This is a genomic window from Streptomyces sp. NPDC048001, assembly GCF_043203115.1.
Classification (GTDB): Bacteria; Actinomycetota; Actinomycetes; order Streptomycetales; family Streptomycetaceae; genus Streptomyces; species Streptomyces sanyensis.
Window position 1 is genome coordinate 453339 of sequence record NZ_JBIDBN010000003.1, and the last position, 11820, is coordinate 465158.

At 75.5% G+C, this 11820-nt stretch carries 7 protein-coding genes; 6 read left to right on the forward strand and 1 reads right to left on the reverse strand.

Annotated elements, in window-relative coordinates; genetic code table 11:
- Window positions 1-74: 74 nt before the first annotated feature.
- From ACGF15_RS08545 to ACGF15_RS08555, 3 genes are all read left to right on the forward strand, one after another.
- Entirely contained in the window at window positions 75-1457 is a 1383-nt protein-coding gene (locus tag ACGF15_RS08545) for a lysine N(6)-hydroxylase/L-ornithine N(5)-oxygenase family protein (protein ID WP_392797335.1), read from the forward strand.
- Window positions 1458-1519: 62 nt separating this feature from the next.
- Complete coding sequence (locus ACGF15_RS08550) at window positions 1520-2854, forward strand: condensation domain-containing protein (RefSeq protein ID WP_392797337.1); 1335 nt, start codon at window positions 1520-1522, stop codon at window positions 2852-2854.
- Window positions 2855-2946: 92 nt separating this feature from the next.
- Window positions 2947-3156, forward strand: coding sequence for an MbtH family protein (locus ACGF15_RS08555; RefSeq protein WP_345615879.1), 210 nt, complete (start codon window positions 2947-2949; stop codon window positions 3154-3156).
- Between the two features lie 131 nt (window positions 3157-3287).
- Here the strand turns inward: ACGF15_RS08555 and ACGF15_RS08560 are convergent, their stop codons facing one another.
- Window positions 3288-3809 (reverse strand): GNAT family N-acetyltransferase, encoded by a 522-nt coding sequence (locus tag ACGF15_RS08560; RefSeq protein ID WP_392797339.1) that lies wholly within the window; start codon window positions 3807-3809, stop codon window positions 3288-3290.
- A 151-nt stretch (window positions 3810-3960) separates the two neighbouring features.
- Here ACGF15_RS08560 and ACGF15_RS08565 point away from each other — a divergent pair, with 151 nt between their 5' ends.
- From ACGF15_RS08565 to ACGF15_RS08575, 3 genes are all read left to right on the forward strand, one after another.
- A complete protein-coding gene (locus ACGF15_RS08565) occupies window positions 3961-4209 on the forward strand; it encodes a phosphopantetheine-binding protein (protein WP_392797341.1) in 249 nt (82 codons plus the stop codon).
- Window position 4210: 1 nt separating this feature from the next.
- Entirely contained in the window at window positions 4211-5560 is a 1350-nt protein-coding gene (gene entS, locus ACGF15_RS08570) for an enterobactin transporter EntS (RefSeq protein ID WP_392797343.1), read from the forward strand.
- A 114-nt stretch (window positions 5561-5674) separates the two neighbouring features.
- Window positions 5675-11820, forward strand: a 6146-nt coding sequence (locus ACGF15_RS08575) for an amino acid adenylation domain-containing protein (RefSeq protein ID WP_392797345.1), incomplete at its 3' end; no start/stop codon positions are given.

Here is an 11820-nt window from a genome sequence, read left to right on the forward strand (position 1 = left end):
GGGCCCGGTGCCCGACCACGCCGGCACCGGCCGGAGCTGCTCCGGCACCGGTCAGCAACGAGCAAAGGATGAGGATGTCTGCAGGGCACGCCACCACGGGACCTAAGCGGTACCCGGCCGTCGAGGACCTGGTCGGCATAGGGTTCGGTCCCGCCAATCTCGCCTTGGCCATCGCCGTCGAGGAGCACAACGCCCGGCAGCCCCCCGGCTCGGGGCTGCGGGCGGTGTTCACCGAGCGCCAGCGCGAGTTCGGCTGGCACCGGGGCATGCTGCTCAGCGGGGCGACGATGCAGGTGTCCTTCCTGAAGGACCTGGCCACGATGCGCGACCCGGGCAGCCGGTTCACGTTCCTGCGCTATCTGCACGAGCACGACAGGCTCGCGGACTTCGTCAACCAGAAGTCGTTCTTCCCCACCCGGATGGAGTTCCACGACTACCTCCGCTGGTGCGCGGCCATGGTGCAGGACCGGGTGCGCTACGGCTGGGAGGCGCAGGCGGTCGTGCCGGTGGCCGGGGACGGCGCCGCCGGGGTGCTGGAGGTCCTCACCCGCCCCGTCGGCGGGGCACCGCAGGAGACGACCCGGCTGCGCACGAGGAACGTGGTCATCGGGACCGGTCTGCGCCCCCGGGTGCCCGAGGGCGTCAGCACGGGGGACCGCGTCTGGCACAACCGCGACCTGCTCTTCCGCGCGCCCCGGCTCGGCGAGCGCGTCCACCGGCGTTTCGTGGTGGTCGGGGCGGGACAGTCGGCGGCCGAGACCGCGGAGTACCTCCACCGCGAGTTCCCCGACTCCGAGGTCTGCGCGGTGTTCACCCGCTACGGCTACAGCCCCGCCGACGACAGCCCCTTCGCCAACCGGATCTTCGACCCGCGGGCCGTGGACGACTTCTACGACGCCCCCGACGAGGTCAAGCAGAGCCTGCTGGACTACCACGCCAACACCAACTACTCCGTCGTCGACACCGAGTTGATCGAGCAGCTCTACCGCACGGTCTACCAGGAGAAGGTGGCGGGCACCGAGCGGCTGCGCATCTGGAACACCACCTCCCTCACCGCCGTGGAGGAGCTCCCCGACGGAGTGCGCGCCCGGGTGCGCTCCCTCACCACGGGCGAGCACCACACGCTGGACTGCGACGCCGTGGTGCTCGCCACCGGGTACCGGGGCACCGACCCCCGGGAGCTGCTCGGCCCGCTGGCGGCGGAGTGCCTGACCGACGGCCGCGACCGCCTGCGGATCGGCCGGGACCACCGGGTGGCCACCACCGAGCGGGTGGGCGCGGGGATCTACGTCCAGGGTGCGGCCACCGAGCACAGCCACGGCATCACCTCCACGCTGCTGTCCACGCTCGCCGTCCGTGCCGGGCACATCCGGGACGCGCTGCTGACGGACCGGGCGGCGCGGGACCTCGCGCCCGCCGCCCACCCGGCCGGGGGCGTCCCGGTGCCGGCGCCCTGACCCGGGCTCCCGCCCGCGACCCCCACCCCACCCCGTCCAGCAGCGAAACCCGGAGGGCCATCGTGCCTGGGACGCCCCAGCGAGCGGAGAACGCGCCGGAACTCACGGCGGCACAGCGCGAGGTGCTGGCCGCTCAGCGCGCCGACCCCGAGAACACCACCTACAACGTCGGCCAGTACCTCGACCTGCGCGGCCCGCTGGACGCCGGCCTGCTCCAGGAGGCCGTCCGCCGCACCCTCACCGAGGCCCCGGGACTGCATCTGCGCTTCCGCGGGGGCGAGGGGCGCGTCCTGGCGGAACACGCTCCCTTCGCCCCCGGGGCGTGGCGGCTGCACCGGCTGGACACCTCCGGCGCGGCGGACCCGGTGGACTCGGCGATCGCCCTGGTCCGCGACCAGCTGGCCTGCCCACCGCGGCTGGACGCGCCGGTCGCGGAGGCGGACGCCCCGGCGGCACCGCTCACGGGCATGGTGCTGGTGCGCGTCGGGGAACGGCGCCATCTGCTGGTGCAGTACTTCCACCGGATCGCGGTGGACGGCTACGGGGTGTGCCTGCTGACCCACCGGATCGCCGCCCTGTACCGGGCGGCGCGGCGCGGAGACCCCCCGCCCGCCTGCCCCTTCGCCCCGATGCGCCTTCTGGTGGAGGCCGAGCGCGCCTACGCGGGCTCGGCCGCGGAGGCGGCCGACCGGGCGTACTGGGCACGGCATGCCGCCGAGCCGCCCCGAGCCGCCCTCCCCCGTCCCCGGCCCGCACCGGACGCGCACCGGATACGGCGCCGCACGGTGCGGGTGGCCGGCGCCGGGGCGGCCTCGCTGGAGGCCGCCGTGCGCGGTGCGCGGGTGACCTGGGCGGAGGCCGTCACCGCCGCCCTGGCCGCGCAGCTTTACCTGGAGGACGACGGGCACGAGCCCGTGATGCGCATGTACGCCACCGCGCGGACCGCGCCGGGCGCGCTGCGGGTGCCGGGAGCGGCGGTGAACGTCCTGCCGCTGCGGGCGCCCGTCGGGCCCGGCGACTCCTTCCGCGCGGTGCTGGCCCGGGTGGCGGCGGAGTTCCGCGCCGCCCGTGCCCATCAGCTGTACCGCAGACCGCCGGGCGCGAGCGGCGCACCACCGTCGGGGGTCCTGCTCAACCTGCGCCCGTTCGACATCTCGCCGGACTTCGGGGACGTCTCGGCGCGGGTCGTCCCGCTGGCCTCCGGCCCGGTGGAGGACCTGTCCCTGTCCGCGGTCCGGGACCCGGGCGGCGGGCTGAGGATCGACCTCGACGCGAACGGCGGCGCCTACGGGCACGAGGAGCTGGCGGGACTCGCCGCCCGCTACGCCGAGCTGCTGGGGCGGCTCTGCGCCCAGCCGGACCGGCCGCTGTCCGCGCTCGGGGCTCCGGCGCCCTGACCACCAGCACCACGAGCACCACCGGCACCACCGACCCGGCCCCGACGTCCTACCACCCCGTCCCATCCCCCTCTTTCCCAAGGAGAAGCACCATGGCAGCGACCAACCCCTTCGAGGACGACGACGCCCGCTACCTCGTCCTGGTGAACGCGGAGAACCAGCACTCCCTGTGGCCCGCCTTCGCCGAGGTCCCGGCCGGCTGGACCACGGTCCACGGCGAGGACTCGCGGCAGGCGTGCCTCGCCTACGTGGAGGAGCACTGGACCGACATGCGGCCGGCGAGCCTGATCGCACGGTCCTGATCCGCCGCCGGGTGCGGGCGCTCCCGCACCCGGGCGGACGGTTCGACGGGCACCGGGCGGGACTCCCGCCCGGTGCCCGCCCGCGCGCCCGCACCGCCTCGGGCGGGCGGCGGGCGGGCGCCGCCGACCGGTCAGCGCGGCCCCCGCAGCGCCAGGCTGAGGACGCGTGAGCCCCGACGCGGGTCGAGGGCGGCGAGCCATGCGGCGGGCGCGTCCTGCACCCCGCCGAGGACGAAGCCGTGCCGCAGGAAGAGCCGCCCGCTGCCGGTGGTGGCCGTGAACAGCGCCGTGACACCGCGCGCCCGGGCCTCGTCGACGACGGCGGCGAGCAGCGCCGAGCCGGTGCCCCGGCCCTGTCCCGCCCGCGCCACGCAGAAGTTGTAGACCACCGCCGGCCGGACAGGTCCTCCCGCCGGGGAGGCTGCGTGGCAGCGCAGTCCGACGCAGCCCTCGACACCGTGTGCGGCGGACTCGGCGACCAGGAACTCCCCCGCGTGCCCGGCGTAGCTCTCCAGGGGCCGGGCGCGCAGCGAGCCTTCGCGGACGAACTCCTGCGACAGGCCGTGCAGGGCCGCCGCGTCCCCTGCTCCGGCGGTGCGCACGCCGACGGCGTGCGGGGGTCGGGGGCCGGTGACGGTCGTCGCGCTGGTCATGTGCTGCTCGCTTCCTGGCAGTTGGCTTCGCCGGTGGCCGAACACCCGCGAGTGGTCCGGCTTGACTTGGACCAACCATAGATAGTTAGGTAAGCCTTACCTAACCACGATCTTCGTCAGTGACCGCACCTACGGGAAGAGGACAGGGGCCATGGCCGACACGGCCGGACAGACCTTCACACGGGAACGCCTGGCGCGGGACGTCGCCGACGTCCTGTACGTCGAGGCGGACGAGATACGGATGGACGAGAACCTGCTGGAGCAGGGGCTCGACTCCGTCCGGCTGATGACGCTGGTCGAGCGGTGGCGGGCGGACGGCGCGGAGGTCGCCTTCGTCGACCTCGCCGAGCGCCCGACCCTCGCCGAGTGGGCCGCCCTCCTCGCTCCCGCCGGAGCCTGAGGTGGCGCTGCGCGACCATCTGATCGACATCGAACCCCTGCGCAGCAGCCGGGACTTCAGGGCGATCTTCATCGCGCGGGTGGTGTCGCTCTTCGGCCTGGGCATGGCGACCGTCGGCCTCTACGACCAGGTCTACACCCTGACCGGGTCGTCCTTCGGTGTGGCGACCACCAGCATCATCATGAGCATCACGGTGCTCACGGGTTCGCTCTGGGGCGGCTGGATGGCCGACCGCACCGACCGCCGCACACTGATCATCTGCGCCCGCGGCGCGGCCGCCCTGGCCTTCGCCGGGCTCGCCGTCAACGCCTACCTCCCGGACCCCTCCCTCTGGGTGATCTACCTCTGCGTCGCCTGGGACGGACTGGCCACCGGAGTGAGCGTCACGGCCCTCATGGCCGTCGCACCCACCCTGGTACGCCCGGACCAGCTGCCGGCGGCCGGCGCCCTGATCTCGCTGACCGGCGAGATCGGCTCGATCGCCGCACCGTTCCTCGGCGGCGTCCTGCTCGCCACGACCGGGGGCCCCGGTCCCGTCTTCGCGTTCGCCGCCGTGTCCACCGCGGTGACCACCCTGCTCATCACGCGCGTCCGGCCGCTGCCGCCGGTCGCCGACGACGGGGACGGGGACGGGGACGGGGACGGCACGAAGGACAGCGGGTCGCCGCTCGTCGCCTTCCGCTACGCGGTCCGCAACCGGGTCATCGGGAGCCTGCTCCTCCTCGGCGGCGTGAACGCCGTGTTCAGCCTGCCGACGGTGGTCTTCCCCGAGCTGGTCGACACCCGCTTCGGAGGCAGCAAGGTCGTCCTGGGCCTGCTGTACACCGCCCCGGCGATCGGCGCCGTGCTGGTCTCCGCGACGAGCGGATGGCTGTCCCGGACCCGCCGCCCCGGCCGGACCCTGCTGGCCGCCGGGCTCACCGGCGGCCTCGCCACCATCGGCTTCGCACTGAGCGGCCAGGTGTGGGTCGCCGCCCTGGCCCTGGCGGTCTGCGGAGCGGCCGGCACGGTGTACGAGATCCTCGAGTACGCCCTGGTGCAGCACAACACCCCGGACCGGCTGCGCGGGCGCATCGTCGGCGTCCTCACGGCCCAGGGAACCACCGGAGGCGTGGCCGGCGACGCCGAGGCCGCCGCCGTGGCCCGGTGGTACGGGCCCGGTGGAGCCGTGCTCCTCGGCGGCGCCGTGTGCGCGGCGGCGGCGGTGCTGGTGGCCCTGTGCGTCCCCGCGCTGCGCCGCGCCACCCTCCCCGCCCCCGGCGAGCGGCCCGATCCGGCCGGTACGGACCCCGGGGAGCCGGTCGCGGCCCGCTCCCCGGACGAACGGGGGGCACCGGTCGCGGGCGGCTGAGCCCGCACCCGCACCCCCGCGCCTCCCACCCCGTCCCGGCGCCCGCGCACCGCCCGCGAAGCGGAGCTGCTCACCGCCCGGTTCGACGAGGACGGGACGGGAGAGCCCTTCCAGGTGCTCGGCGACGAGGCGGCGCGCCCCGCGGCGACCGCGTGCCTGGACCACACCGGCGCCGAGGACCCCCGGGCGGCGGCGCTCGCGTGGATGCGCGCGGACATGGACCGCCCCGTCGATCCGCGGACCGACGCCCTGTTCGCCTCCGCCCTGCACACCGTGGGCCCCGGGCGCACCCTGTGGTACCAGCGCGCCCACCACATCGTGCTGGACGCCTACGGGTTCTCCCTCGTCTCCCGGCGCACCGCCCAGGTGTACACGGCGCTGGTCCGGGGCGAGGACCCCGGCCCCTCGCCGTTCGGCCCGCCGGACGCCGTCGCCGCCGAGGAGCGCGACTACGCCGGCAGCGCCGCGTATGTGCGGGACCGCGACTACTGGCTGGACCGCATGGCGGACCACACGCCGCCGGAGCCGCTGTCGGGGGCCTCGCTCCCCGCCTCCCCCGGCTTCCTGCGCCGGAGCGCCGTCCTCTCACCAGAGGCGACCGCGGGTCTGCTGGCCATCGCCCGCGCCGCGCGCGGCAGTTGGGCCGACGTCGCGACGGCGGCCTTCGCCGCCTTCCTGCACCGCTCCACCGGGTCCCGGGACGTGCTGCTGTCGCTGCCCGCCATGGGACGGCTGGGCTCCGCCGCGCTGACCGTCCCGGCCATGGTCGTCAACGTGCTGCCGCTGCGGATCGCCGTACGGCCGGAGTGCTCCTTCGCCGAGCTGACCGCCGACGTCGCCGGACGCATCCGCGAGCTGCGGCGCCACCAGCGCTACCGCGCGGAGGACATCCGCCGGGACCTCGGTCTGGTGGGCAGCCGCCAGGGCGTGCTCGGCCCGATGGTCAACGTCAAGGCCTTCGACAACGCCCTGGACTTCGCGGGCGCGTCCGGCACCGTGCACAACGTGGCGGCCGGACCCGTCGAAGACCTCACGCTGGCCCTCCACCACGATGCCGCCGAGGGCCGCATCCGGCTGGAGCTGGACGCCAATCCCGCCGCCTACGGCCAGGAGGAACTGGCCGCCCGGTGCGCCGAGTTCACCCGCTTCCTCACCGAGGCCGCGGCGGCCGGGCCGGGGACCGCGGTGGGCCGGCCGGACCTGCTGGACGCGTCGGAGCGGCAGGCCCTTGTGGAGGCGGCCGACGCCACCTCCCGCGAGGTGCCGCCGGGGACGCTGGTGGACGCCTTCGAGACGCAGGTCCGCGAACGGCCCGAGGCCCTGGCCCTGGTGTCCGGCTCCGACCGCCTCGGCTACGGCGAACTGGACGAGCGCGCCAACCGCCTGGCCCGGCTGCTGATCGCCCGCGGCGTCGGCCCGGAGGACTTCGTCGGCCTGGCGCTGCCCCGCTCGGCGGACCTCGTCGTCGCCCTGCTCGCCGTGCTGAAGGCCGGCGGCGCCTACCTGCCGCTGGACCTCGACTACCCGGCGGACCGGCTGGAGTTCATGGTGGACGACGCACGCCCCGTGTGCGTGCTCACCACCCTGGGCGCGGCACCGGACGCCCCCGACGTGCGCGGCACCGAGACGGTGGTCCTGGACGCCCCCGACACCCTGGCCGAACTGGCCGGCCACTCCCCCGCCGCCCCGGCCGAGGCCGAGCGGCGCGCCCCCCTCCTCGGCGACCACCCGGCGTATGTCATCCACACCTCCGGTTCCACCGGGCGTCCCAAGGGTGTGGTGATCCCCCACGCGGCGCTGGCCAACTTCCTGCGGATGCAGGCGCACGAACTCGCCCTGGGGCAGGACGACACCCTGGTCGCCGTCACCACCGTGTCCTTCGACATCGCGGCCCTGGAGCTCTACACCCCGCTGATCTGCGGCGCGACGGTCGTGCTGGCGGACCGCGACACGGTGCGCGACCCGGAGCGCCTCGCGGACCTGCTGGACGCCCACCGGCCCACGGTCGTGCAGGCCACCCCGACGCTCTGGCACGCCCTGCTGGAGGAGGGCCGCCCGGAGAGCCTGGGCGGGACCCACGCGCTGGTCGGCGGCGAGGCGCTCCCCGCCGACCTGGCCGGGCGACTGGCCCGGGCGGCCGGGCGGGTCACCAACGTCTACGGCCCGACGGAGGCCACCGTCTGGGCCACCTCGGTGGACCTCGAACCCGAGCACACCGGAACCCCCGACATCGGCACCCCCTTCTGGAACACCCGCGCCCATGTCCTGGACGGCGCCCTGCGCCCCGTCGGCGTCGGCCGCCCCGGAGAGCTGTACCTCGCCGGGGCGCAGCTGGCCCGCGGCTACCTGGGCCGCCACGCACTGACCGCCGAGCGCTTCGTGGCCGACCCCTACGGCGCCCCGGGCGGCCGGATGTACCGCACCGGGGACCTGGTGCGTCGCCGGGCGGACGGGCGGATCGACTTCCTGGGCCGTGCCGACGACCAGGTCAAGGTCCGTGGCTTCCGTATCGAACTCGGCGAGATCGAGAGCGCGCTCGGCGCACCGGCCGGGGTCGGCCGGGCCGTGGTGGCGGTCCGCGAGGACCGGCCGGGCTCCCGGCACCTGGTGGGCTATGTGACGCCCTCCGGCGAGGGCCCCGCGCCCGAGCCCGCGGCGCTGCGGGCGGCGGTCGGGGAACGGCTGCCGGAGTACATGGTGCCCTCGGCCGTCGTGGTGCTGGACACCTTCCCGCTGACCTCCAACGGCAAGATCGACCGCCGGGCGCTGCCCGCACCCGACCTCGCCGCGCGGACCGGGGCGACGGGCCGTGCGCCGCGCGGCGCCCGGGAGGAGATCCTGACCGGGATCTTCGCGGAGGTGCTCGACCTGCCGGGGACCGGCCCGGACGACGACTTCTTCACCCTCGGCGGCCACTCGCTGCTCGCCGCACGGGTGGTGGCACGTGTCCGTACCGCGCTCGGCACGGAGTGCGGCATCCGCGACGTGTTCGAGGCGCGCACTCCGGCCGGACTGGCCGCCCGACTCGCCGTGAACGGGGCGGCCGTGCGCCGGCCGCCCCTCGCGGCGGACGCGCCGCGGCCCGAGCGCCCGCCGCTGTCGTACGCCCAGCGGCGCCTGTGGTTCCTCCACCGGCTGGAGGGGCCGAGCGCCACCTACAACATCCCCTTCGTCGCCCGCTTCGGGCAGGAGGTGGACGCCGCCGCCCTCGACGCCGCGCTGGGTGACGTGGTGGGCCGCCACGAGGCGCTGCGCACCGTCTTCCGGGAGGCCGGTGGGGAGCCGTACCAGCAGGTGCTGTCACCCGAGGAGGCCGAGGTGCGCCTGCGCGTCGTGGAGGCGCCGCAGGAGCGCTTCGACGCGGAGGCCGAAGCAGCGCTCGGCCACCTGTTCGACCTGTCGGCCGAGCCCCCGATCCGGACGACGCTGCTGCGGGACCCCGCGAGCGGCGCCCACGCCCTGGTGGTGCTGCTGCACCACATCGCGAGCGACGAGTGGTCCATGGGGCCCTTCCTGCGCGATCTGGAACGGGCCTACGCGGCACGGCGGCAGGGGCGGGAGCCCGACTTCACCGCCCTGCCGCTCCAGTACGCCGACTTCGCCCTCTGGCAGCACACACTCCTCGGCGACCCGGCCGACCCCGGCTCCCTCGCCGCACGGCAGGCCGCCCACTGGCGCGAGACCCTCGCCCACCTCCCCGAAGAACTCCCCCTCCCCACCGACCGGCCCCGCCCCGCGGTGCCCGGCAACGCGGGCGGGATGGTGCACCGCGAGGTCCCCTCCGAGCTGGCCTCGGCCGTGCGCCGGCTGGCCCGGGAGAACGGCTGCAGCGTGTTCATGGTGGTGCACGCTGCGGTGGCCGCCCTGCTCCACCGCCTCGGCGCCGGAGACGACATCCCCCTCGGCACCCCCGTCGCAGGCCGCGGCGACACCGCCCTCGACCACCTCGTCGGCTTCTTCGTCAACACCACCGTCCTGCGCACCGACCTCTCCGGCGACCCCACCTTCACCGAACTCCTCCACCGCGTCCGCACCACCGACCTCACCGCCCTCGACCACACCGACATCCCCTTCGACACCCTCGTCGAGACCATCGCCCCCGAACGCTCCCTCTCCCGCCACCCCCTCTTCCAGACCATGGTGGCGCACAGCACGGTCACCCAGGACCTGCGCACGCTGTTCGGCCGTGAGGTGGAGGTCGACCGGATCGACCCCGGGGTCGCCAAGTTCGACCTCGACATCACCTTCTCCGACACGGCCCACGGCGAGGAGCTGGATCTGGAGGTCTTCTACGCCGCCGACCTGTTCGACCGGGAGAGCGCCGCGGTCCTGGCGGACCGGCTGCTGCGCCTGCTGGAGCGGTTCACGGCCGATCCGGATGCGGCCGTGAGCGCGCCGGACCTGCTCGACCCCGCCGAGCACGAGGACCTCGCCCGCCGGAACGGCACCGCGCGCCGCCACCCGTCGGGCACCGTCCGGGACGTCCTGGCGGAGCAGGTGGCCCGCACGCCCGACGCCGTGGCCGTGGTGGCGGGCGGCACCCGTCTGACCTTCGCCGAACTGGACGAGCGGGCGGCCCGCCTCGCGCGGCTGCTCGTCGAGCAGGGGGCCGGGCTCGACACGGTCGTGGCCCTGGCACTGCCCCGGTCCGCCGACAGCGTGGTCGCCGCCTTCGCGGTGCTGCGGGCCGGTGCCGCGTTCCTCCCCCTCGACCTGGACCACCCGGCGGAGCGGCTGGAGTTCATGCTCCGCGACGCGGCTCCGGTGTGCGTGGTCACCACCGCGGGCGTCGACTCCGCGGTACCCGTGCTTCCCGGCGCGGCCCGGCTGGTGCTGGACGATCCGGCCACCGCCGAACGCCTCGCCGGGGTTTCGACGGGTGGTCCGGCCCTCCCGGTCCCGGGGCCGGACCACCTCTCCTACGTCATCTACACCTCGGGCTCGACGGGCGTGCCGAAGGGGGTGGCCCTGCACCACGCCGGGCTGGCCAACCTCTACCACGACCACCACCGGGAGCTGTACGGTCCGCTGGCCGCCCGGCTGGGACGCCGGGTGCGGGCCCTGCACACCGCCTCCTTCTCCTTCGACTCCTCCTGGGAGCAGTTGCTGTGGCTGGTCGCCGGCCACGAACTCCACGTCCTGGACGAGTTCGGGCGCCGGGACGCGGACGCGGTGGTGGCCTATGTGCACGACCACCGCATCGACGCCCTCGACGTGACCCCGTCCTACGGGGCCCGGCTGGTCGGCGCCGGCCTGCTGGACGGGGACCGGCGGCCGCCGCTGTTCCTGCTCGGCGGCGAGGCGGTGCCCCCGGCGCTGTGGACGCGGCTGCGCGGGATCGCGGACATGGAGACCGTCAACTACTACGGGCCGACCGAGTTCACGGTGGACGCCCTGACGGCACGGGTGTCGGACTGCCCGTCGCCCGTCGTGGGCCGTCCCCTCGACAACAGCCGGGCGTATGTGCTCGACGACCGGTTGCGTCCCGTGCCGCCCGGGGTCGCCGGCGAGCTGTACCTCGCCGGCGTCCAGAACGCCCGCGGGTACCTGGGGCGCCCGGCGCTGACGGCGGAACGATTCGTCGCCGACCCGCACGGAGCCCCCGGCGGGCGGATGTACCGCACGGGCGACCTGGCGCGCTGGCGCCGGGACGGGCTGCTGGAGTTCCTCGGCCGGATCGACGACCAGGTGAAGATCCGCGGGTTCCGGATCGAGCCGGGTGAGGTCGAGGCCGCCCTGACGGCGCTCCCGGACATCGGGGCGGCCGCGGTGCTGGTCCGCGAGGACGTGCCCGGCGTGCCCCGGCTGGTGGCCTATGCGACGGGCGGGGCCGATCCGGACGCCGTACGCCGCGAGCTGGCCGGGCGGCTGCCCGAGTACATGGTCCCGGCCGCCGTGGTGATGATGGACGCGCTCCCGGTCACGGTCAACGGCAAGCTGGACCGGGCGGCCCTGCCCGCGCCCGCGGTCACCGGCGGGGCGCCCTCACGCGCTCCCCGCGGTGCGGCCGAGGAGCGGCTCGCCGCCGCCTTCGCCGAGGCCCTGGGGCTGGACGCGATCGGCGCGGAGGACGACTTCTTCGCACTCGGCGGCCACTCCCTGCTGGCCACCCGGCTGGTGGCCCTCGTGCGGTCCGGGGGCGCCTCCTGCTCCGTACGGGACGTCTTCGAGGCGCGGACGGTGGCGGGGCTGGCGGTGCGGCTGGCCGAGCGCAGCGCCTCGGCCCGGCCGGTGCTCGCCCGGGCCGAGGCCCGGCCCGC

Coding starts and splice junctions, on each gene's coding strand:
- ACGF15_RS08545 (WP_392797335.1), top strand. CDS start 75: ATGTCTGCAGGGCACGCCACCACGGGACCTAAGCGGTACCCGGCCGTC.
- ACGF15_RS08555 (WP_345615879.1), top strand. CDS start 2,947: ATGGCAGCGACCAACCCCTTCGAGGACGACGACGCCCGCTACCTCGTC.
- ACGF15_RS08560 (WP_392797339.1), bottom strand. CDS start 3,809: ATGACCAGCGCGACGACCGTCACCGGCCCCCGACCCCCGCACGCCGTC.
- ACGF15_RS08565 (WP_392797341.1), top strand. CDS start 3,961: ATGGCCGACACGGCCGGACAGACCTTCACACGGGAACGCCTGGCGCGG.